The 21,683-nt window shown below is 49.8% G+C and carries 20 protein-coding genes; 9 read left to right on the forward strand and 11 right to left on the reverse strand.

All coding sequences use genetic code 11. The features are described 5' to 3' along the window. Positions 1-290: 290 nt before the first annotated feature. Positions 291-1,526 carry an Nramp family divalent metal transporter gene (locus tag U0008_RS06825; RefSeq protein ID WP_043492028.1) on the forward strand — a complete coding sequence of 412 codons (1,236 nt, stop codon included), beginning with the start codon at positions 291-293 and terminating at the stop codon, positions 1,524-1,526. A gap of 77 nt (positions 1,527-1,603) precedes the next feature. Here U0008_RS06825 and U0008_RS06830 read toward each other — a convergent pair whose 3' ends face one another. Continuing rightward, entirely contained in the window at positions 1,604-2,020 is a 417-nt protein-coding gene (locus tag U0008_RS06830) for a DUF2502 domain-containing protein (RefSeq protein ID WP_025800787.1), read from the reverse strand. Positions 2,021-2,238: 218 nt separating this feature from the next. On the opposite strand from U0008_RS06830, the gene U0008_RS06835 reads away from it, so the two are divergent. Next, entirely contained in the window at positions 2,239-2,781 is a 543-nt protein-coding gene (locus tag U0008_RS06835; RefSeq protein ID WP_197704307.1) for a sugar O-acetyltransferase, read from the forward strand. Here U0008_RS06835 and mgrA read toward each other — a convergent pair. Further along, the gene (gene mgrA / locus U0008_RS06840) at positions 2,778-3,767 is read right to left on the reverse strand and encodes an L-glyceraldehyde 3-phosphate reductase (RefSeq protein WP_043492032.1); all 990 of its coding nucleotides are present in this window, start codon (positions 3,765-3,767) and stop codon (positions 2,778-2,780) included. The genes U0008_RS06835 and mgrA overlap by 4 nt on opposite strands. A gap of 222 nt (positions 3,768-3,989) precedes the next feature. Between mgrA and U0008_RS06845 the strand changes: the two genes are divergently transcribed. Next, positions 3,990-5,663, forward strand: a complete 1,674-nt coding sequence (locus U0008_RS06845) for an alpha-keto acid decarboxylase family protein (protein ID WP_043492076.1) — start codon at positions 3,990-3,992, stop codon at positions 5,661-5,663. A gap of 15 nt (positions 5,664-5,678) precedes the next feature. On the opposite strand, the gene U0008_RS06850 is transcribed toward U0008_RS06845, so the two are convergent. Then, positions 5,679-6,548, reverse strand: coding sequence for a LysR family transcriptional regulator (locus tag U0008_RS06850; RefSeq protein ID WP_025800791.1), 870 nt, complete (start codon positions 6,546-6,548; stop codon positions 5,679-5,681). A 107-nt stretch (positions 6,549-6,655) separates the two neighbouring features. On the opposite strand from U0008_RS06850, the gene U0008_RS06855 reads away from it, so the two are divergent. The 3 genes from U0008_RS06855 (at position 6,656) to glk (ending at position 9,017) form a co-directional block, all read left to right on the forward strand. After that, a complete protein-coding gene (locus tag U0008_RS06855) occupies positions 6,656-7,108 on the forward strand; it encodes a multidrug/biocide efflux PACE transporter (protein ID WP_025800792.1) in 453 nt (150 codons plus the stop codon). A 72-nt stretch (positions 7,109-7,180) separates the two neighbouring features. Beyond that, positions 7,181-7,885 (forward strand): aspartate/glutamate racemase family protein, encoded by a 705-nt coding sequence (locus U0008_RS06860; protein WP_043492034.1) that lies wholly within the window; start codon positions 7,181-7,183, stop codon positions 7,883-7,885. A gap of 166 nt (positions 7,886-8,051) precedes the next feature. Next, on the forward strand, positions 8,052-9,017 hold the full coding sequence (gene glk, locus U0008_RS06865; RefSeq protein ID WP_043492078.1) for a glucokinase: 966 nt from the start codon (positions 8,052-8,054) through the stop codon (positions 9,015-9,017). An 86-nt stretch (positions 9,018-9,103) separates the two neighbouring features. On the opposite strand, the gene U0008_RS06870 is transcribed toward glk, so the two are convergent. The 4 genes from U0008_RS06870 to U0008_RS06885 all read right to left on the reverse strand — a co-directional run bounded on the left by U0008_RS06870 (position 9,104) and on the right by U0008_RS06885 (position 12,831). Then, a complete protein-coding gene (locus U0008_RS06870) occupies positions 9,104-9,529 on the reverse strand; it encodes an HdeA/HdeB family chaperone (protein WP_226929997.1) in 426 nt (141 codons plus the stop codon). 285 nt (positions 9,530-9,814) lie between these two features. Further along, entirely contained in the window at positions 9,815-10,549 is a 735-nt protein-coding gene (locus U0008_RS06875) for a LytR/AlgR family response regulator transcription factor (protein ID WP_043492037.1), read from the reverse strand. Continuing rightward, on the reverse strand, positions 10,546-12,237 hold the full coding sequence (locus tag U0008_RS06880) for a sensor histidine kinase (RefSeq protein ID WP_043492039.1): 1,692 nt from the start codon (positions 12,235-12,237) through the stop codon (positions 10,546-10,548). The genes U0008_RS06875 and U0008_RS06880 overlap by 4 nt, the downstream gene beginning before the upstream one ends. Positions 12,238-12,456: 219 nt before the next feature. Continuing rightward, entirely contained in the window at positions 12,457-12,831 is a 375-nt protein-coding gene (locus tag U0008_RS06885) for a MysB family protein (protein WP_040045784.1), read from the reverse strand. A gap of 191 nt (positions 12,832-13,022) precedes the next feature. Here U0008_RS06885 and U0008_RS06890 point away from each other — a divergent pair, with 191 nt between their 5' ends. From U0008_RS06890 to mdoH, 3 genes are all read left to right on the forward strand, one after another. Further along, positions 13,023-13,355: a DsrE family protein gene (locus U0008_RS06890; RefSeq protein WP_226929994.1), complete on the forward strand. Its 333-nt coding sequence runs from the start codon at positions 13,023-13,025 to the stop codon at positions 13,353-13,355. Between the two features lie 498 nt (positions 13,356-13,853). After that, positions 13,854-15,350, forward strand: a complete 1,497-nt coding sequence (locus tag U0008_RS06895) for a glucan biosynthesis protein G (protein WP_038502720.1) — start codon at positions 13,854-13,856, stop codon at positions 15,348-15,350. After that, positions 15,343-17,892 (forward strand): glucans biosynthesis glucosyltransferase MdoH, encoded by a 2,550-nt coding sequence (mdoH, locus tag U0008_RS06900; RefSeq protein ID WP_043492042.1) that lies wholly within the window; start codon positions 15,343-15,345, stop codon positions 17,890-17,892. The genes U0008_RS06895 and mdoH overlap by 8 nt, the downstream gene beginning before the upstream one ends. A 70-nt stretch (positions 17,893-17,962) precedes the next feature. On the opposite strand, the gene U0008_RS06905 is transcribed toward mdoH, so the two are convergent. From U0008_RS06905 to moeA, 4 genes are all read right to left on the reverse strand, one after another. Beyond that, on the reverse strand, positions 17,963-18,784 hold the full coding sequence (locus U0008_RS06905; protein WP_051874097.1) for a hypothetical protein: 822 nt from the start codon (positions 18,782-18,784) through the stop codon (positions 17,963-17,965). Between the two features lie 191 nt (positions 18,785-18,975). Continuing rightward, positions 18,976-19,362: a VOC family protein gene (locus U0008_RS06910; RefSeq protein ID WP_043492044.1), complete on the reverse strand. Its 387-nt coding sequence runs from the start codon at positions 19,360-19,362 to the stop codon at positions 18,976-18,978. A gap of 137 nt (positions 19,363-19,499) precedes the next feature. After that, the gene (gene moeB / locus U0008_RS06915; protein WP_043492046.1) at positions 19,500-20,267 is read right to left on the reverse strand and encodes a molybdopterin-synthase adenylyltransferase MoeB; all 768 of its coding nucleotides are present in this window, start codon (positions 20,265-20,267) and stop codon (positions 19,500-19,502) included. A gap of 2 nt (positions 20,268-20,269) precedes the next feature. Next, complete coding sequence (gene moeA, locus U0008_RS06920; RefSeq protein ID WP_043492048.1) at positions 20,270-21,508, reverse strand: molybdopterin molybdotransferase MoeA; 1,239 nt, start codon at positions 21,506-21,508, stop codon at positions 20,270-20,272. Between the last annotated feature and the right edge of the window lie 175 nt (positions 21,509-21,683).

Genomic DNA, 21,683 nt, shown 5'->3' on the forward strand with positions numbered 1-21,683 from the left:
AGTAACAAAAAGCCCCCAAGGACCATGTTGATGAAAGTTTGAGAAGTTGTGATATTATTATTAAACACCATAGTTCGCTTATTGGGAAGAAATGCCAGAAGCGGTGATGGTCGCGTGTTTAAGTGCTGAAAGCGCCTTGTCAGACTCCACAAGCAAACGGCCTATCGAACGGATAGGCAGTATCGTTCAAGTTGATATTGATAATCATTATCACTTATACAATAATGGAGTTAATCACGAAGTTTAGGTCACAAATTGTTAGTGTGACTATAGGTGTTAAGGTGGCTGGTATGCTTGATTCACGTGTTGCAGAAACAACTCCTCCTGCGTCGCGGAAGATAAAACTTTCGCTGATGGGACCCGCCTTTATCGCCGCCATCGGCTATATCGATCCCGGTAACTTTGCGACTAATATTCAGGCCGGTGCGTCATACGGCTACAAGCTGCTGTGGGTCGTTGTATGGGCCAACTTCATGGCCATGCTTATCCAACTCCTTTCCGCAAAACTTGGCATCGCTACCGGTAAAAATCTAGCGGAACATATTCGCGATCGCTTTCCACGTCCGGCGGTTTGGGCTTATTGGGTTCAGGCTGAAATCATTGCCATGGCGACCGACTTGGCTGAGTTTATCGGAGCCGCGATTGGCTTCAAGTTATTGCTGGGTTGTACGTTGTTGGAAGGGGCGGTTTTAACCGGTATTGCCACTTTCTTGATCCTGACGCTACAACGCCGTGGACAGAAACCGCTTGAGCTGGTTATCGGTGGCTTGCTGCTTTTTGTTGCTGCGGCCTATATCGTGGAGCTGGTATTTTCTCAGCCAAGCGTTGCTCAGCTCGCGCACGGAATGTTGGTTCCGGATTTACCCACTCACGAAGCGGTATTTTTGGCAGCCGGTGTGTTAGGCGCAACGATCATGCCGCATGTGATTTACCTGCATTCGTCTCTGACACAAACGTCTGCATCGTTGGGGACCAAGGCCGAACGTTACTCTTCCACTAAACTCGACGTTGCCATTGCAATGACCATTGCCGGCTTTGTTAACCTTGCGATGATGGCAACCGCAGCGGCAGCGTTTCATTTTAGCGGTCACAGTGGAATTGCAGAGCTGGACCAAGCTTATTTAACGCTAAAACCGCTGCTAGGTAATGCTGCCGCCACTATTTTTGGTTTGAGCCTAGTCGCTGCCGGTTTGTCTTCTACCGTGGTGGGAACCTTGGCGGGTCAGGTGGTTATGCAGGGCTTTGTGCGCTTTTACATTCCGCTCTGGGTGCGCCGAGTGGTGACCATGCTGCCTTCTTTCATCGTGATTATAGCCGGGCTGGATGCGACCCGTATTCTATTGCTAAGTCAGGTGCTGTTGAGCTTTGGTATTGCTTTGGCACTGGTGCCGCTGCTGCGCTTCACCGGCAATAAAGAACTGATGGGCGAGATGGTGAACGGACGTACCGTTCAGGCGCTGGGTAAAGTGATTGTGGTCGTGGTCGTCGGGCTCAACTTCTACCTGCTGGTGAGTATGTTGTTTTAGGGCTTAGAAGATTTGTTTTTAGAAGATTTATAGAAAAGCAGGTTCATTTTCGTGAACCTGCTTTTTTTATTCAGTCATTAGTGATGGCCATGCCCGTGGCCACGATCGTCGTGGTCATGGCGGTCGTGTTTTTTATAGTGACCATAATGGTTGCCACGGTCATGATGCTTATATTTGTTTTTATGGTCATAGCGGTAATACTTCCCGCCGCGTGAATAGTAGTTTTTCTGCCACCAGTTGTGGTCACGCCAGCGGCCACCATCCCAGTAATAGCCGCGAGGACTGCGGTCACCCACCCAACGGCCTTGATGATTGCGCCACCAGTTTTGATCGCGCCAGTCATAACCATCCCAGTAATTCCCTCGCTGATCGCGATCGCCAAGGTGCAAGCTCACGCCGGGAAGTAAATCAATATCAGCTGACGTAGCCTGTGCAACGCCCAGAGGCATCAGGCTACAAAAAGCAAAAATAACTGCAGCGATACGCAGGTTCATGTTTTTCTCCTTTACGGGGAAGGACGTTGGTTGGCATCATCTTCAATGAACAACACATAACGCCGTCATTCCTTTATGTGAGCTGATATTAGCATTGTGAATGTGATGACAATGTGGAGAAATGGGGTAATCCGCTGTTAATCGCGACGTTTGAGATTATTCTGGCGACCTCGCCAAGTTAAGGAGCAGTAGACGTGAGCAAAAGTGAAAAACAGAAGATGATTGAGGGTGAAAACTACTACTCGTCAGATCCTGAGTTAGTGGCCGATCGACTACGCGCGATTGATTTATGTTTCCACTTTAACCATACCTTGCCGTCGCAGCAGCAGATGCGCAAAGAACTGCTGGAAGCGCTGTTGCCGAATGTGGATAAGCTGGCTGAGATCACCGGGCCGTTCTTTTGCGACTACGGCTACAACATTAAAATTGGGCAGCGATTTTACGCCAATACGGATCTGACCATTTTGGACATCGCACCTGTGACTATCGGCGATGACGTGATGTTCGCCCCCCATGTGCAACTCTATACCGCGGCACATCCTACCCATCCTGAACAGCGAATTTCAGGCATTGAGTTTGGTAAGCCGATTACGATTGGCAACAAAGTGTGGATTGGCGGCGGGGTGATTGTATGTCCGGGCGTTACCATCGGTGACGGTTCTGTGATTGGTGCCGGAAGCGTGGTCACGAAAGATATCCCGCCGCGCGTTGTTGCAGCGGGAAATCCATGTCGTGTACTGCGTTCGGTTGATGAAGATTAACTGGCCAGAATCATTTCGATAGCGCTGAGCTCTTCGGCGCTAAAATGTCGGTTTTCTAGCATGCCGACGGCATCTTCAATTTGGCTGATACGGCTTGCACCGATCAGTACCGATGTCACGCGATCGCCACGTAGCACCCAGGCCAGCGCCATTTGCGACAGTTTTTGCCCTCGCGCCAACGCCATCTCATTAAGCTGCTTAATTTTCTCCAGCTTCTGCTCAGTAATGGCTTCAGGTTTTAAAAATTGGCTGTGTGCTGCGCGTGAATCTTCTGGTATTCCATGCAGATATCGATCTGTCAGTAGGCCTCCCGCCAGAGGAGAAAATGCAATCGAACCCACCCCTTCCTCTTGCAAGACATCTAACAAACCGCCTTCAACCCAACGTTCAAACATTGAATATTTAGGTTGATGGATCAAGCAAGGCGTCCCGAGATCGCGCAGGATCGCAATTGCTTGACGAGCCGTTTCAGCAGGATAGTTAGATAGCCCAACGTACAAGGCCTTACCCTGACGCACGATGAGGTCGAGAGCGCCCATGGTTTCTTCGAGCGGGGTATTAGGATCGGGACGGTGATGATAGAAAATATCGACATAGTCTAGCCCCATGCGTTTCAGGCTTTGGTTAAGGCTAGCCACTAAGTATTTTTTGCTGCCCCAGTCACCGTAAGGCCCTTCCCACATGGTGTATCCCGCTTTGCTGGAAATCACCATTTCATCGCGATAAGGCAGGAGATCGTGTTGTAGAACACGGCCAAAATTGGTTTCTGCCGAGCCGGGAGGGGGGCCATAGTTGTTCGCGAGATCAAAATGAGTGATGCCTAAATCGAAAGCGCGCAGCAGCATATCGCGGCTGTTATCGAAAAGGGTGGTATCACCAAAGTTATGCCACAACCCCAGCGAGATAGCCGGTAGCTGTAAACCGCTGTTACCGCAACGTCGGTATTCCATCGATTGATAGCGTTCGGGATTTGCCAGATAACTCATTGATCTTCCTTACACGATGACATGAAAAAAGACGATAAACACACAGTACGCCGCCTGATGCTAATCGGTGGCATGGGTGTTCACAGCGTAAATCTAGCTTTCCATCATGCTCCAGAGCCGGTTTCAACGCCATCAAAAAGAGCCCCCTATACTTTTAAACGTGATCTAAATTCTCGTTTTTTCAGCGCTTACTGCCCTGAAATGTCCATTGGGAGCATCGCAATGAGCAAGACTTCAAATAGCACGGTGTATAGCGTATCCGACTATCTACTCGACCGACTTTCACAGGCGGGTATCCAGCACGTGTTTGGCGTTCCCAGAGACTACAATCTACGTTTTCTCGATTTTGTTACGGCTCACGCCGATCTTGAATGGGTGGGATGCGCCAATGAGCTCAACGCCGCCTATGCCGCCGATGGATATGCGCGCTGTGCACCCGCAGCGGCGCTGGTGACCACGTTCGGGGTGGGGGAATTGAGTGCAATTAATGGCACCGCAGGCAGCTATGCTGAATATTTACCGGTCATTCATATTGTGGGGGCTCCGAATAGGCGTTCTCAGCAGAAAGGAGAGCTACTACACCATACGTTAGGCGATGGCGATTATGGCCACTTCTATCGCATGGCGGCGGAAGTCACCTGTTCGCAGGCCATATTGACCCCAGAAAATGCGGCGGTTGAAATCGATCGTGTTCTCAGCGATGTGCTCTATCACCGTCGACCAGGTTATTTCTTATTGCCAAGCGATGTGTGTGATGAGCCGATTCGAACCGAACTCTATCCTTTCGCCGCACGGCAAGATGAGATCATCGGGCTAAATGAATTTGTTCAGGCGGCGCGTGAGCTGCTTAAACCGGTTCGTAAGGTCGCATTATTGGCCGATTTTCTGGCCGACCGTTTTGGTCAAAAACAGGCCGTTCAACAGTTGGCTGATTTACCCGGCGTTGCCAGCGCAACGCTGCTCATGGGGAAAGGTGTTCTCGATGAAAGTCAGCCAAACTTTGTTGGTACCTATGCCGGAGGCGCTAGCCAGCCCTGCGTGAAGGCCGCGATTGAAAATGCAGATGCGTTGATAAGCGTGGGGGTGAGGTTAACCGACAGCGTAACGGCGGGCTTCACCCATCAGCTTGCGTTAAATAAAACCATCGATATTCAGCCATTTTCAGCCAGCGTGGCAGGGCGCGTGTTTAGTCAATTACCGATGAATAACGCATTGGCCGCATTAATTGATCTGGCGCGTGAGCTTTGCGTAGAGTGGCAATCCCCTGATGCCCAGCGAGATAGTTTACCTGAGGGGCAGGGTAATCATCTTGATCAGCATACGTTTTGGCAGCAGGTACAGCGGTTTTTACGCGCAGGCGATATCGTGATTGCCGATCAGGGCACTTCGAGCTTTGGCTCTGCGACGCTGCGTTTGCCTAAAGATGCCAGCCTTATCGTTCAGCCGCTGTGGGGATCGATTGGCTATACGCTGCCCGCGGTGTTGGGAGCCCAACTGGCGCAGCCACAGCGCCGCGTAGTGCTGTTGATCGGCGACGGCTCGGCGCAGCTTACCATTCAAGAATTAGGTACGCTGCTGCGTCACGGTTTAAAGCCGGTGATTATTTTAGTGAACAACGATGGCTATACCGTAGAGCGAGCGATCCACGGCCCGGAAGAAGTCTACAACGATATTGCCGCATGGAATTGGACTCAAATTCCGGCCGCACTTTCGGTGAACGGCAACGCAGTCACCTATCATGCCGACAGCGTGCAATCTCTGCAAAAGGCCTTTGACGCCAGCAAAACGCCAAAAGCGCTGACGCTGATTGAAGTTATGCTGCCGAAAATGGATGTGCCGGAATATCTGGCGACGCTGAGCAAAGCGATTGCCGAACGTAATGCATCGCATCAATAGTCGGCTGAATCAGTCTTAAGCGGGCATATCCAGTAAATAGTCTTTAATCCAGCTCCCTGCCGGCCCCGGCGGGGAGTTTTTTGACCACACTACGTCGACAGAAATGGATTTTGGCCAGCCGGGCACTGACAGCGGCACCAATTCTTGTTGATGGCAAAACTCCTCCACCAATGCGCACGGTAGTACACTCCAACCAAATCCTTGAACCGCCATGCTGAGCAACAGCAAATAGTTTGGTGCAGACCAAATCAACCCATGCATTTGGGTTTGATCGCGCTCGAGATAGGTACTTAAACGTAGTTCGCGCACGGCGTTGAGTTCTTCTGGACGAATGCGTTCGCGTAGCGCAAGCGGATGTGACGGGGCAGTATAAATTGCCATCTGGGTTTGCTTGCTTAACCGTGCCACGCCGATGTCTGGTGGATAGTGCTTGCGCGATTCAATCAGTCCAATGTGGGCGCGATTTTTTTGCAGCAGATCGATAACGTCTTCATCTTCACCAATCAGGCATTCAAATTCGGTATCGGGGTAGCGCTGGTCGAATTGCTTTAACAAGGCTTCTAACGCGCTGGGGTGGAAGGTGTCGGAAAGCACAAACGTCAGGCGCGGCTCAACGTTATCCATCAAACGCACGGCTAGCTGATCTAGGCGCTCGCTGGCAGCCAAAATTTCCTTCACGTGAATCAAAACCCGCTGCCCTTGTTCGGTTAGAACCGGATGACGAGCCGAACGGTCGAACAACGTCACGCCCAAATCATCTTCTAAATTGGCAATCGCGGTGCTGACGGTGGACTGACTTTTATGCAAACGGCGTGCGGCGGCGGAGAATGAACCGGCGGAAACGGTTTCGACAAAGGCATTGAGTGCTTCGGGAGAGTAACGCATAAAGTATCTATTTTATCGATGGAACCTAATTTTAATATAGCGATAAACCTGAGGATAATCACCTTCTCTGACATAACTCAGAGCATTAATTTGAGGTTTTATTCCGTATGCAACGTAAATCTTTGATGGAACGCGTGTTCCACGCCGTTACTTTTGAGGCCATTGCGACGCTTATCTGTGCGCCCGTTGGCGCGTATTTGATGCAGCGCTCAGTATGGGAGATGGGCGGCCTGACGATTATTCTGGCTACTGCTGCGATGATCTGGAATATCATCTACAACGCGATATTCGATCGTTTATGGCCGGTTAGCCGCGTGGTGCGTAATGTAAAAGTCCGTATTCTTCACGCGCTTGGCTTTGAGTGCGGGTTTATCGTGATCGGCGTTAATATTGCCGCGTATGTGTTAGGCATCTCGATGCTACAGGCGTTTATGCTGGAATTGGGCATTATCCTGTTCTTCTTGCCATACACCATGGCCTATAACTGGGTGTATGACACGCTGCGTGAGCGCATTGTTGCACGCCGAGCGGCGCGCAATATGGCGTCAACGCTACGCTAATGCTGTACTCATTCTGCCTGCCTGCGTTATGTTAACCCCTAGAGATAATAGCGGGTTAACAGGAGCAACAGCATGAAAACGCTAGGCTTACTTGGCGGAATGAGTTGGGAATCCACGGTTCCTTACTATCGAATTATCAACGAAACCGTAAAAAACCAGCTGGGTGGACTACATTCCGCTCGGCTGGTTTTGTATAGCGTCGATTTTGCCGAAGTCGAACACCTACAGATGCAGGGCGAATGGCAACAGGCCGGTGAACTTTTGGCGGATGCCGCACAACGTCTACAGGCTGCTGGCGCAGATGGTATTGTAGTGTGCACTAACACCATGCACAAAGTGGCCGAGCAGATCCAAGCACGTAGCGGTTTGCCGCTGCTGCATATTGCCGACGCCACTGCGGCACGCATTCAGGCTAAAGGCTTAACCCGCATTGGCCTGCTGGGTACGCGTTTCACGATGGAGCAAGATTTCTACCGTGGCCGACTCACTGACACCTTTGGCATCGAGGTCATCGTTCCCAACGAATCCGACCGTGAAATTATCCACCGCATTATTTATCAGGAACTGTGCTTAGGCCAAATCCGTCCTGAATCACGCCAACAATACCGCGAGATTATGCAGCGTTTGGCTGAGCAAGGTGCGCAGGGCATTATTCTGGGATGTACCGAGATTGCATTGCTGGTCGACCAAACCGATGCTGACGTTCCGCTGTTTGATACCGCGCAAATTCATGCGGAATACGCTGCGCATTGGGCGTTAGGCAACGAAAGCGTTTAGTATAAAAAAGCGTTTAGCCCCTCTTTGCTGAAACGATTTTTGTGATCGGTTTCACTATTGCGCGCCGTAGTGCGGAGTGCCCGTTGTGGGGGCTGATACGGCTGTGTTTAGATACGGCCAGTATTTTTTTCGGTGGTTCAGGCAGCATTTTTTGGGAGAAGTCAGTATGACAACGCACGCACTGGTCGGGGATGTGGGGGGTACTAACGCGCGATTGGCTCTTTGCTCGCTGGAAAACGGTGAAATCTCGCAGGCAAAAACCTATTCAGGGCTGGAGTTTGACAGTTTAGAAGCCACGATTCGCACCTATCTGCGAGAGCATAACGTTTCCGTTAAAGAAGCCTGTATTGCCATCGCTTGCCCCGTGACAGATGACTGGGTGGCGATGACCAACCATACGTGGGCGTTCTCTATTGCTGAGATGAAAAAAAATCTGGCGCTGGAAAAGCTGGAAGTGATTAATGATTTCACCGCGGTTTCCATGGCGGTTCCTATGCTCAAGCCCGAGCATCTGATGCAGTTTGGCGGCAAAGCCCCGCTAAAAGATAAGCCGATTGCTATCTACGGCGCAGGGACGGGATTAGGCGTAGCGCATCTTATCCATGCGGCCGATCGCTGGATCAGCCTGCCGGGCGAAGGCGGGCACGTTGATTTTGCCGCCAACAGTGAAGAAGAAGATCTGATCCTTGAAGTGTTGCGTCCAGAACTTGGGCACGTTTCTGCCGAGCGTATTTTATCCGGTCCAGGGCTGGTTAACCTGTACCACGCCATTGTGAAATCGGATAATCGTCTGCCGGAAAACTTGGCGCCTAAAGACGTTACCGAGCGAGCATTAGCCGATTCTTGCACCGATTGCCGTCGTGCGCTCTCGCTGTTTTGCGTGATTATGGGCCGCTTTGGCGGCAACTTGGCGCTAAATATGGCAACCTTCGGCGGCGTGTATATTGCCGGGGGCATTGTGCCGCGTTTTCTTGAATTCTTTAAAGCATCGGGTTTTCGTGCGGCGTTTGAAGATAAAGGGCGCTTTAAGGAGTATGTGCATGATATTCCGGTTTATCTTATCGTGCATGACTTCCCCGGATTACTGGGCGCGGGCGCGCATTTGCGCCAAGAGCTAGGGATGAAAATCTAGCTCGATTCTCAACAGTGCTGAAAATAAAAGTAAAAAGCCTGCGCAGGACACTGAGCAGGCTTTTTTGTGAGCATCAGCAAAATACATTAGAAATGCTTTTTGACGTATTGCTCCATTTTACTCTTCAAATCAATCAGTTTGGTCGCCGGTGCTTTATTGCATTCTTCAACCACCATCGGTGTGACAAACTCGTCAATCTGCTGCTCATCAACGTAATCACCGCCTTTATAGTGGGTATCCAAATTGCTTACCCAAAATACAACCGGTGTTTGTGCCTGTGTATCAAGCGCCAAAAAATCTTCACAGGACATGTGAATGGGTGTGGTTTTAGATTCTTTGGATTTTGAACCCGCGGCGCTCGTTGTCGTGGTCGGGGCGTCTAACGTTAAGACCGCGTTGTTCTGCGCATTATTGCTTTGTGAATCACTGTTTTGAACCGATGCTGCGTAGGTGCAGGTGGTCGCCAGAAGTGTGGTTAAAAGCGCTATTGAAAAGGTTTTGTAATTCATCATCGCTATTCTCTCTTCGATCCAACAGAGCAAACCGCTCATAAATACATCATAAAAGTGCCATTTCCGTTGATATCTGTCATAACGAGCGGAAGTTTTTTTTTAACACAAATAGTATATAGCACTTTTTAAAATGTTGGATTTAGATATTAGCTCTATAAATATAGTTATTTGGTCTGTTTGCTATGTGTTGAACAGCGTTTTTAACATGAGGTCGATCGAAATGGATCTCGCAATGAGATCCATCAGAAGGCGGTTGGCTAAATATAGATTTGAATTGATTCGATCCTATAACCGCATAAGTTGGCGGAATGCTTTTACTTTTCCACGGCTTACTGGGACTTCAAACTCAAGATCGGTGAGGCGCAGTACATAGGTGTTATTAAACCACGGTACGATCTCTCGTATTTTAGACAGATTGACGCAGTACGAGCGATGGCAGCGGAAAAACTTCTCTTCAGGCAATCGGTTACAGAATTCAGTAATGTTCATAGGCATCACAAACTCTTCGCGACGGGTATAGACTCGGGTGACCTTTTCATCCGCCGCTGCATAATAAATATCGTTGCACTCGGTGACGATGATGCGTTCGTCTTTTATCAGGTTAATCGTTTTGGGGGCTGGACGCGCTACGGTGTTGTTATGGGTCAACTCTTGTTCGCGCTGGTGGCTGGCTTCCAGCTTTTGCAGCATGGTGATGATGCGTGACTCATGATAGGGCTTGAGAATGTAATCAAAGGCCTCTAACTCAAAGGCTTCTACCGCATGCTCTTTGTAGGCGGTAATAAAAATAATCTGTGGCTTACGCGCAAATTTGCTGAGATTTTGCGCCAGCAGAACGCCGTCCAACGAAGGGATATTGATGTCGAGAAAAATAGCGTCCACTTCGTTGTGCTGCAGGTATTTAAGTACATCCAGACCATCCTCGAAGGTACCCACAATCTGAATTTTGCTGTGGGTTCGGATCAGGTAGCTTAACTCTTCCTGCGCTAAAAATTCGTCTTCTACAATGATCGCTTTCATAGCGTATTAACCTCCTTGGGTTCTCGCACCGTCAGTTCGTTGTGCGTAGGAACGCTTGGGGTAATGTAAAAATAGATCTCGGTGCCGGGCTCAAGGCGGCGGATATGCAGCCCCTCGCCATACAGCAGTTTGACGCGCTGGTGTACGTTGAGCAGGCCAATTTTATTATTTGGCATATCGCCGTGCGTCACTCGGTCAATGGTTTCCTGGCTGATCCCGTTGCCGGTGTCTTTGATAGAGATTCTTATCCGGTTATCTTTCTTTTTAACCGCAATCGCCACCACGCCTTTGCCGCGACATGGCTGTATTCCGTGCACAATTGCGTTTTCAACTAACGGCTGGATGAGCAAGCTAGGAATGGTTAAATCAACGTCGTCGATGTCAAAAATAACCGTCAACTTACTGCCGAAACGCGCTTTTTCAATCGCCACATAGTCTTGGATTTGGTGTAGCTCGCGCTTGATGTCGATGTGTTCATCGTTGAGCTCCAGATTAAAGCGCAGGTAGCTGGCCAAATTAATGATCAGCTGTCGAGCGGTATCAGGATTGGTGCGAATAGAAGAAGAAATCGCGTTGAGCGCATTGAAGAGGAAATGGGGGTTAATCTTGCTTTGCAATGCGCGTAGCTCGGCCTTATCTGCCATTTCGCGTAGCTGTTCAATGCGAGAAACTTCGATTTGCGTTGAGATAATCTGCGATAGACCAACGGCCATGACCTTTAATGAATAGGTAATTTTGTGCGCATGGCAGTAATAGATTTTTAGCGTACCGGTGACTTCGCCTTTTTCACGCAGCGGGATAATAATCTGTGAATGGATCTGCGGCGTGCGATGGGCTTCATCGTTGTTATTGATCGTGATGTCACCGCGCTGAATGGTTTGGCGCGTCACATCGCTAATCAGCTCTTCGCCAATATTGTATTGCTCTTCGCCCACGCCCACGTAGGCGAGAATATTTTCGGTATTAGTGATGGCGACGGCATCGGCGTTGATATCTTCGCGGATGATCCGGCAAATAGTCATCAGTGATTCACTGTTGATATTGCGGAAGTAGGGCAGCGTTTTATTGGCGATATCGAGAGCCAGCTTCGCCTGACGCGCCGCAATGACCTCTTTTTCATCTTCAACGCTTTGTACCAACAGCACGATCAAACCGATGCAGCCCGCACCCAGAATCATCGGTAAACCGATGTGCTCAACGATATCGATCCCCAACGGTTTTGAATCGATAAAGGCGATAATCAACACCATCGTCAGGCTTTCGCACAACATGCCCGCTAAGATACCCGCGCTCCAGCGTTTTTCTTTCGCAATCCGTTGATGGATCCACGCTGAAATAATCCCGGCGATGATGCTGCTGATTAAGCATGGGATCGCGGTTACGCCATCCATATCGATCAAATAGCGATGTACGCCCGCGATGACGCCGGTTGTTATCCCCACCCAGGGACCAAAAAGTATCCCGCCGGAAATAACCGCAATGATACGCACGTTAATTAATGCGCCTTCAACGCTGATACCGTTATAGGTACTAAATAGTGCGAAGGTGGTAAAAATCGCGGTGACGGCGGCCAGCTCAACCCGCGTATGCTGCTCTTTTTGCAGCAGTTGGCGGAACAGGCGAATGCGTGTCAGAAAAAAGATGCAGATCAGCATCAAAGCGGCGCGTTCAAACACCGCCAGCAGCATATTGAAGTTTTCTTGCAAAATATTATAAACCGAATAATTCAGTGTGTAGATGTATGGCGATTATAGCCATAAAGCCCCCGTGATGATAACCAACCAGAGCGATGGCGCAGATTGCCGTAATCAGGGAAGGGGAGGGCGTTGTTTCTAGGCGAAAATCAATCTATCGCAGATGAGCTCTGCGATAGCATGAGGAAGTGTTTTACCGAAAATGCACCGCGACTAATTTTGTTCTTCCCACTCGTCTGAGGCGGCTTCACCTTCTTCGGTATCTAACGGTGGTTCGTACTGGAAGTCATCTTCATCCCATTCGTAGAGCGTGTTCTCAGTGATCCACTCTTCGCGAATTTCTACCTCATCATAGTCATTATCAAAAATTGCCTGAGCTGCTTCACCGCTAAATAGCGGTACGCCATCACCACCTTCATCTTCGGTAGCGTGGAATTCCGCGAGCCACATGATTTCCCCATCCTGCATGACATATTTTTGCAGATTGAATTGGGCGACCTGTGAGGCGTCATCGCTGTTTTCATGATCGGCTAAATAGGCTTCTCTGGCGGCCTCTATAGCTTCATCTAAGGTCAGATACATGTCCATGATGTTTCTCGCTATTGGTTGTGGTTATGAAGTTTGAGTTCAAATATCAATTGTTGATAATTTCTGCAAAGGTGCAAGAAAACGACAAGATTTTTTTGTGCGCTATCTTGGCAAGATATCTGCTCAATCATGACTTTGACTTCTCCTACTGTTATGGTTCAAGCCTCCTTTTGTAGAAAATGATGACTAAAATGAAAGTTGTATTCCATGTTTCAGAATCAACGCACTGCATTCCCGCATTTAACAGCGCCACTAATCTATTGAAAGCGCGCAATGGTAAATATACCGATATTCATATTGTGTTTACCGGCTCAGCCATCAGCACGCTGATTGCCGACAGTGACGAATCGCCAAACTGGGAGACGTTGCAGCAGGCCAACGTCATTTTGCTGGCCTGTGAGAATGCAATGCGAGCGAATAGCATTACGCTGGATCGGCTATTGATGGGGGTGAACTCAGTTCCTGCGGGCATATTGGCACTGGTTGAACACCAGCAAGACGGTTATTTTTACATCAAACCTTAGCGGACACTTCAATTCGATGGCTATATTCGGTGGCCCGCTATACGCAGTCTCACTTAAACAATTGTGATGTTATCGCTTTTACTTTCCTTATTAATGAATTGGTCAATCGGAACTATGGATAAAAAAGCAGCTTTTTTCTATTAAGGACCACGTTATGGCTGGCTGGTTTAAATTTATTCAGTGAAATTTTTTATCTTGCACAATCAGGCATTTATTAGGGATCTTCCTAAAAAACACTTAATGTAACATTTTGATTTTAAATGCTAATTTAATTCTAATTGACGTTGAGTATAATTAAATTCAATCCTATTGGGTTGCAACCCTTATTAGGTTGTTGTCGACGGGGTGAGTAATCAATTACTATGCTTCCAACAAACCAATTTATTACTGAGTTCTTCGTTTCGTAGAGCACCATCAGGGGGGTATGTGCTAACACATTTATTAACCACCCGGCCCAAGTTTCGCGCTTTAACAGGGCTGGCTGCATCAGTATTTCTGATGCTCGCAACAACACAGGCATGGGCGTTTTCGCTAGATGATGTTGCAAAAAAAGCACAATCTCTGGCAGGGGAGTCTTTCAAGGCACCTAAAAGCAACCTGCCTTCAGAGTTTCGTGAGATGAAGTTTGCTGACTATCAGCAAATCCAATTCAATCATGACAAACCCTACTGGAATAACCTTAAAACTCCATTCAAATTAGAGTTCTACCATCAGGGTATGTATTTTGATACGCCGGTTAAGATCAATGAAGTGACGGCAACGTCGGTTCGTCAGATCAAATATAACCCGGACTACTTTAATTTTGGCTCAGTGAAACACGACCCAGAGGCCGTGAAAGACTTGGGCTTTGCGGGTTTCAAAGTGGTTTATCCGATCAATCAGGCGGGTAAAAACGATGAAATCATGAGCATGCTGGGCGCAAGCTATTTCCGCGTTGTGGGTAAAGGCCAAGTCTATGGTCTTTCTGCACGTGGTTTGGCTATTGATACCGCACTGCCGTCTGGCGAAGAATTCCCGCGCTTCCGCGAATTCTGGATTGAACGTCCAAAAGCAAAAGATAAACACTTGGTGATTTACGCGCTGCTGGATTCTCCACGCGCAACCGGCGCATATCGCATGATTGTGACTCCGGGTACTGACACCGTGGTTGATGTGCAGTCACGTGTATATCTGCGCGACAAAGTGGGCGTGCTGGGTATGGCACCGTTAACCAGCATGTATTTGTTTGGTTCAAACCAGCCATCTACTAACGTGAACTATCGTCCACAGCTGCATGATTCTGAAGGTCTATCGATTCATGCTGGCAACGGCGAATGGATCTGGCGTCCACTGAACAATCCTAAACATCTATCCGTAAGCACCTTCAGCGTTGAAAATCCGAAAGGTTTTGGCCTGCTGCAGCGTACTCGTGACTTCTCTCAATACGAAGACCTAGACGATCGTTACGATCTGCGTCCGGGCGCTTGGGTTGAACCACGTGGTGTTTGGGGCAAAGGTAAAGTTCAGCTGGTGGAAATTCCAACGGCCGATGAAACCAACGATAACATCGTGGCATTCTGGATCCCGGCAAGTCTGCCAGAGGTCGGAAAACCTATTAATCTGGATTACCGTCTACACTTCACTCGTGATGAAGCAAAACTGCATGACCCTGCGTTAGCGTGGGTGAAGCAGACTATGCGTTCAACCGGTGATGTGAAACAGTCTAACCTGATCCGCGAACCAGACGGCACAACCGCGCTGATTGTTGATTTTGTTGGCCCAGCGCTAAAAGCGTTGACGCCTGATGCACCTGTAACCACTCAGGTGACAACGGATGACAACACTAAACTGGTGCAGAACGATTTACGTTACAACCCGGTAACCGGCGGCTGGCGTCTGACGCTGCGCTTTAACGTTATCGACAACAAAAAACCGGTTGAGATGCGTGCTTATCTGATCAAAGAAGATAAACCGCTGAGTGAAATCTGGAGCTATCAGTTACCTGCCAATGAATAAGTCTACTGAGAATGCCGATGCCTATCTAAAGGCATTGGCGATGAGCGCGGAGCAAGAAGCCGCGCTCAGGCAGCAAATGACCGCATCACAGGATGTTTCTGTGGATGCGGTGCATAGGTCGCTGGCCTCAGACGATGTTCAACTGTCGGATTTAGAGGCGCTCGATGCGCCTCTTTGTTCAGTTGAATCACGTCTTGAGATGGGCTGGTCGGATACGCTGGAAGAGAAAGCATTGCTGACAAAAGATGCGGCAGGACGAACTGCGATCAAAGCAATGCCCACCATTAAGCGTACGTCGATGTTTCCTGAAAAGTGGCGCACCAATCCGGTTGGCCGCCTGTGGGATGGCCTGCTAGGCAGAACGCAGCCGCCGAAACACCAGTTTAAAACCGCGGCAGAAGCCGAGGCCGATAAACGCTGGCGTAAAGTGGGCTCAATGCGCCGCTGGGTTTTGCTTATCCTGATGCTGACGCAGACGGTCATCGCCACCTGGTACATGAAAACCATTCTGCCGTATCAAGGTTGGGAATGGATCGATCCAGCTTCAATGCTAGAGAAACCGATCATGCAGTCGGTGATGGAGCTGCTGCCCTATGTTCTTCAGTTTGGAATATTAGTGCTGTTTGCCATTCTCTTCTGCTGGGTATCGGCCGGTTTCTGGACAGCGCTGATGGGCTTCCTTCAGCTCTTGATAGGCCGCGATAAATACAGCATTTCCGCTACAACGGTTGGGGACGAAGCGCTCAATCCAAAACATCGCACCGCGCTTATCATGCCGATTTGTAATGAAGACGTATCCCGTGTATTTGCAGGGCTACGAGCAACCTATGAATCGGTGGTGGCGACAGGGCAAATCGAACACTTTGATATCTTTGTGCTGAGCGATAGCTACGATCCCGATATTTGCGTGGCAGAGCAAAAAGCATGGATGGAGATCTGCAAAGAAGTCGGCGGTGAAGGGCGTATTTTCTATCGTCGTCGTCGTCGTCGTGTGAAACGCAAATCCGGTAACATCGATGACTTCTGCCGTCGCTGGGGCGGAGAATACAGCTACATGGTTATTCTTGACGCCGATAGCGTGATGAGCGGCGACTGTTTAACCAATCTGGTTCGTCTGATGGAAGCCAACCCAAGCGCGGGGATTATTCAATCTGCGCCGAAGGCGACCGGCATGGACACCATGTATGCGCGTATTCAGCAGTTTGCAACGCGTGTATATGGGCCATTGTTCACCGCAGGTTTGCATTTCTGGCAGTTAGGTGAATCCCATTATTGGGGCCACAACGCCATTATTCGTGTGAAGCCGTTTATCGAACACTGCGCGCTGGCACCGCTGCCGGGCAGCGGCACCTTTGCCGGTTCCATTTTGTCACATGACTTTGTGGAAGCCGCATTGATGCGTCGCGCTGGCTGGGGGGTGTGGATTGCCTATGACCTGCCGGGCTCCTACGAGGAATTACCCCCGAACCTGCTGGATGAGCTGAAGCGTGACCGTCGCTGGTGCCAAGGTAACCTGATGAACTTCCGCCTATTTTTGGTGAAAGGGATGCATCCGGTTCACCGTGCGGTATTCCTGACGGGCGTGATGTCGTATCTGTCGGCACCGTTATGGTTTATGTTCTTGGTGCTCTCAACGGCGCTACAGGTGGTGCATACGCTGATGGAGCCGCAGTACTTCCTGCAGCCGCGACAGCTATTCCCAGTTTGGCCACAGTGGCGTCCTGAACTGGCGATTGCGCTGTTCTCAACCACGTTGGTGCTGTTGTTCTTGCCAAAACTGCTGTCTGTGGTGCTGATTTGGGCCAAAGGTGCTAAAGAGTACGGTGGTTCATTCCGCCTGCTGATTTCCATGCTGCTGGAGATGTTGTTCTCCGTGTTGCTGGCACCGGTGCGTATGATTTTCCATACCGTATTTGTGGTGAGCGCGTTCCTTGGCTGGTCAATCACCTGGCAGTCGCCGCAGCGTGATGATGATGCTACGCCGTGGAGTGAAGCTTTCCGTCGTCATGGTTCGCAGTGCTTACTCGGCCTTATCTGGGCGGGTGGCGTTGCGGTGCTGGATCTGCGTTTCCTCTGGTGGCTGTCACCGATCGTGGTGTCGTTGATCCTTTCACCAGTGGTTTCGGTGATTACGAGCCGTCGCACGCTGGGCGTGAAGTGCAAACGTGCTAAGATCTTCTTGATCCCCGAGGAATACTCTCCTCCGGTTGAGATGGTGGCGACCGAGCGCTACGTTGAGCTCAACAACAAGCGTGAACTCGATCATGGCTTCCTGCGTGCGGTGTTTGATCCTGCGTACAATGCGTTGGCGACCGCAATGGCCACTTCTCGCCATCATGCGCATGCTGCTATTGCTAAAGCACGTGAAGAGCGCGTAGAGAAAGCCTTGAGCACCGGGCCTCAGGAGCTTAGCCGAGACGAACGCTTGGCGCTGCTGAGCGATCCTGTTACGTTGGCACGCCTTCATCAGTTACTGTGGAGCACGCCAGAGCGCTATCCTCAGTGGACTCAGGCTTATCAGGCACTGAAGCCTGCGGCCTAACCGCTTAGCTGAGCTAAAATGCGGAAAAGGGTGTTTGCCGAAAAGCAAACACCCTTTTTTTATCTCGCGATTAAGGATGGGCAGCGCGGTGGGGCGGGTAGTACAAGATGTCTTGTTGCAGCATAAAGCGTGACGTGATGCTTTTTAGCTCGCCTTGATAGTCAAAGCTGATGATTTCCTGCTTCTCAGACAGTATGCAGTTCCCGCTGTTATCCCATTTTTGACACTCGGTGATATAGGTAACATGAGGCGTTTTGGTGATAGAGCTGAGATCTTTGCCGTTATCGGTAAAGGTTGAAAGGGTGTCATTATCGTTTTTCACCACTTTCTCTAATCGCCCATCGGGACGATACAGATACATACCAAATCCCGGATTACGGCCAACGGCAACGTAAAAGCGCACCTGATCGTCAGGCGTATAAAAATAGTACTGATTAGTAATGCCAATCGTGTTGTCGCCAGCTTCGACTTCGGTCACTTTTACAATTCGGCCACGCTCATCCGTTTTATAGGCGCTGATGAGCTGAGAAACGTCTTGCTCATGGCCGGTTTGAACCGCTACCACGCTGCGGCTTATCCAACCAATATCATCCGGCATGAGGCGACTTTCCCAAACAGGGTTGGGGCCGTAGCTTTGACCGGCAGCCTCGATTTGTCCATTACGAGCAAACTCGATGCTGATATCACGCAGCGTATCTTGGCTTTCAGGTCCGATAACATACTGATGATAGCTTTTGGCTGGGCCAACGATATCGCCTTCCATCAAGATAATATTGTTGGAGCGCACAATGTGTGAATTACCGATAATCGGTGGAGCCGCTATCGCGCCAGAAGGCAATAACACAACGGCGAGTAGCGTTGCAGCAGCGAGTAAAGTCTCTGGAGGCCGCATTCATGCTCCTTGTTGCGGTATGATTTAGCCAAAATACGCCTAGCGTTAATTGTTAACAGGCATAATTCTATCGTGACGAGCAGTGATGCAAACGTGTCTTAATTGATAATACACCAGGCTAGAAAGAGAAGGAGGACTGAATGGGCTATGCGGTAGGAATTCACAGCCCTGAGCGGTCATTATTGAGTCGTTTAAAGACGATTGGCGATTTCAATCAGATTGCCGTCGGGGTCACGCAAATAAATAGAGCTGATTTTTCCGCTGGCACCCGTGCGAGTTACCGGCCCTTCAATAATCTCGACGCCGCAGCCAATCACCCATAAAACAACCTCTTGCAGCGGCTGAACCGTGATAAAGCAGAGATCGGCGCTGCCTGGTGTTGGATGTTTAGCATGAGGGCGAAAAGGCGATTTGGCCGCGTGAAGATTGATTTTTTGCTCACCAAACGTAAGCGCCGTACGGCCTTCGCTGCCAAAGGTTTCAACCCCCATCCCCAGAACCTGCTGATAAAACTGGACGGATTTGTCGATATTAGCCACGGTGAGAACTAAATGATCCAGCGCGGAGAGTTTAAGCATGGGCAGGCGGCTCCAAAAGATGATGTAAATATGAGTGAAAACGAATTCGAAGAATAAAACGTTATTCAGCCACCATAACGTTTTACTCTGATGTTATTCAACATTTACGCAACAGATAGGAGCACAGACCAGAGCGATTATGGATGACTGCACACTTCGCAGGAAGGATTTTTAGCCAGCGTCATTGAACGCCACTGCGAACTCATGGCGTCGTACATCATCAGCCGCCCACGGGGAACCGTGCCGAAATGTGCCAATAACTTAATGGCTTCCATCGCTTGCATGGCACCGATAATTCCGACCAACGGTGACATAACACCCGCTTCCACGCAGGTGAGGGCGTTAGCGCCAAATAAGCGGCTTAAACAACGGTAGCAAGGCTCGTCTTCTTGATAGGTAAATACGTTAACTTGCCCTTCCATGCGGATAGCGGCACCGGATACCAAAGGCGTATGCAGGTTGAAGCATAAGCGATTAAGACGATCGCGAATATCGACGTTATCCGTGCAGTCGAGAACCACGTCAACCTGCTCGATAAGTGTGGTGAGCTCGGCGTCCTCTAGCACGGCATTTACGGTATGCAACTGGGTGTGAGGGTTAATCTCTTGGAGCGATAAACGCGCAGACTCGACTTTTGCCATCCCGATTCGCGCATCGCAGTGCAAGATTTGGCGCTGTAAATTAGAAAGAGATACCGTATCAAAGTCGACAAGCGTCAAGGTTCCTACCCCTGCCGCAGCGAGATATTGGCTGGCTGGGCAGCCTAAACCACCCAACCCAATAATCAGCGCATGCGAGGCTTTAAGCTTTTCCTGACCGTCGAAATCAAAACCGCGCAGCACGATCTGGCGGTTATATCGCATCATCTCAGCATCGCTAAGCTCTTCGGGTATCTCTTTGCTCATGTTTAAAATCTCAACAGCGGATTAAACAATTCTACATCGACTAACTCACCGGCTTTAACCGAGCCGCGCTCGCGCTCTAAAACAATAAAAGCATTGCCGAGGGTAAATGAGCTGAAGACGTGTGAACCTTGATGGCCCGTGGTGCGTACTTCTAGTTCGCCCTGAGCATTCGCACTCACGATGCCGCGCTGGAAATCTAAACGACCCGGTGATTTTTTCAGCGGAGTCATCGCCTTGGCTTTTAAACGTGCTGGTGGCTGCCAGTGGGTATCGCCAGAAAGATGGGCAATCAGCGGTTGCACCAACTGATAGAACGTCACCACGGCTGAAACAGGGTTGCCCGGCAGGCCGCAGAACAACGCGCGATTAAGCTGACCAAAAGCGAATGGTTTACCCGGCTTCATGGCCAGTTTCCAGAAACTGATTTTCCCAACTTCATCTAAAATTTGTTTGGTGAAATCGGCTTCGCCAACGGAAACGCCGCCGCTGCTAATCAATAGATCAGCATGCAGATCGCCTGCCTTAAAGGCCTCGCGCAGCGCCTGTGGATCGTCGCGGATAATGCCTAAATCAATAATCTCGCAGTGCATTTGCTCAAGCATTAAACGTACGGCAAAACGGTTCGTGTCGTAAATCTGCCCTTCTTGCAAAGGCGTGCCTACCGGCTGTAGCTCATCGCCGGTTGAAAACAGAGCGACTTTCAATTTGCGCACAACTTTAATTTGAGCAATGCCTAAAGACGCTAACAGAGGAAGTTCCGCCGTGCCTAAACGAACCCCAGCGGCTAATACTTCAGCACCCTGACGAATGTCTTCACCGGCCAAACGGATGTTTTGTCCTTGCGCTGGCATCGCCGTAAAACGCACGCCTTGTTCGCTGAGTTCAGCCTGCTCTTGCATGATAACCGCATCGGTTCCTGCTGGTACGGGCGCGCCGGTCATAATACGAATGACGCTGCCTGCTGGCCATTCACCGCTGAACGGGCTGCCTGCAAATGCTTTGCCAGCAACAGAAAGTACGGCGTCTGGTGTGATGTCTTGCAAACGAACGGCGTATCCGTCCATGGCTGAGTTAGCAAATGGAGGAACATTTAACGGAGAAATAACAGGAAGAGCAGTGATACGGCCAGCGGCATCGGTCAGCGCAACGTCTTCCACATCGGAAATGGCTGATGTTTGTGAAAGTAATTTTTCCAGCGCTTGCTCAATAGAAATCAAATCAGATGTGTTGTAACAATCCATCGGTTGGCTCCGTACAGGGTTCCCGACAGCCGATCTCAGCTCAGGAGGGAATAAATAATGCGGCTATTATGGCAGAAATCGGAGAAGGGGAGAATGCTTGCGTAACCCGCTTATTGCCCATGTGCGCAGGTTCAGAGGGTGAGTTCGATAGGCATCATAAAAAATGGCCGCAGGT

Source organism: Hafnia alvei, assembly GCF_034424155.1.
In the GTDB taxonomy this organism is placed as follows: domain Bacteria; phylum Pseudomonadota; class Gammaproteobacteria; order Enterobacterales; family Enterobacteriaceae; genus Hafnia; species Hafnia alvei.

Bases quoted from the DNA above. Each gene is read 5' to 3' on its own strand.
- U0008_RS06835 (WP_197704307.1), top strand. From the start codon at position 2,239: ATGATTGAGGGTGAAAACTACTACTCGTCAGATCCTGAGTTAGTGGCC.
- U0008_RS06870 (WP_226929997.1), bottom strand. From the start codon at position 9,529: ATGATGAATTACAAAACCTTTTCAATAGCGCTTTTAACCACACTTCTG.
- U0008_RS06830 (WP_025800787.1), bottom strand. From the start codon at position 2,020: ATGAACCTGCGTATCGCTGCAGTTATTTTTGCTTTTTGTAGCCTGATG.
- mgrA (WP_043492032.1), bottom strand. From the start codon at position 3,767: ATGAGTTATCTGGCAAATCCCGAACGCTATCAATCGATGGAATACCGA.
- U0008_RS06855 (WP_025800792.1), top strand. From the start codon at position 6,656: ATGCAACGTAAATCTTTGATGGAACGCGTGTTCCACGCCGTTACTTTT.
- U0008_RS06850 (WP_025800791.1), bottom strand. From the start codon at position 6,548: ATGCGTTACTCTCCCGAAGCACTCAATGCCTTTGTCGAAACCGTTTCC.
- U0008_RS06890 (WP_226929994.1), top strand. From the start codon at position 13,023: ATGAAAGTTGTATTCCATGTTTCAGAATCAACGCACTGCATTCCCGCA.
- glk (WP_043492078.1), top strand. From the start codon at position 8,052: ATGACAACGCACGCACTGGTCGGGGATGTGGGGGGTACTAACGCGCGA.
- moeB (WP_043492046.1), bottom strand. From the start codon at position 20,267: ATGAGCAAAGAGATACCCGAAGAGCTTAGCGATGCTGAGATGATGCGA.
- moeA (WP_043492048.1), bottom strand. From the start codon at position 21,508: ATGGATTGTTACAACACATCTGATTTGATTTCTATTGAGCAAGCGCTG.
- U0008_RS06895 (WP_038502720.1), top strand. From the start codon at position 13,854: ATGCTCGCAACAACACAGGCATGGGCGTTTTCGCTAGATGATGTTGCA.
- U0008_RS06910 (WP_043492044.1), bottom strand. From the start codon at position 19,362: ATGCTTAAACTCTCCGCGCTGGATCATTTAGTTCTCACCGTGGCTAAT.
- U0008_RS06905 (WP_051874097.1), bottom strand. From the start codon at position 18,784: ATGCGGCCTCCAGAGACTTTACTCGCTGCTGCAACGCTACTCGCCGTT.
- U0008_RS06825 (WP_043492028.1), top strand. From the start codon at position 291: ATGCTTGATTCACGTGTTGCAGAAACAACTCCTCCTGCGTCGCGGAAG.
- U0008_RS06885 (WP_040045784.1), bottom strand. From the start codon at position 12,831: ATGGACATGTATCTGACCTTAGATGAAGCTATAGAGGCCGCCAGAGAA.
- U0008_RS06860 (WP_043492034.1), top strand. From the start codon at position 7,181: ATGAAAACGCTAGGCTTACTTGGCGGAATGAGTTGGGAATCCACGGTT.
- U0008_RS06875 (WP_043492037.1), bottom strand. From the start codon at position 10,549: ATGAAAGCGATCATTGTAGAAGACGAATTTTTAGCGCAGGAAGAGTTA.
- U0008_RS06880 (WP_043492039.1), bottom strand. From the start codon at position 12,237: ATGCTGCTGGCGGTGTTTGAACGCGCCGCTTTGATGCTGATCTGCATC.
- U0008_RS06845 (WP_043492076.1), top strand. From the start codon at position 3,990: ATGAGCAAGACTTCAAATAGCACGGTGTATAGCGTATCCGACTATCTA.
- mdoH (WP_043492042.1), top strand. From the start codon at position 15,343: ATGAATAAGTCTACTGAGAATGCCGATGCCTATCTAAAGGCATTGGCG.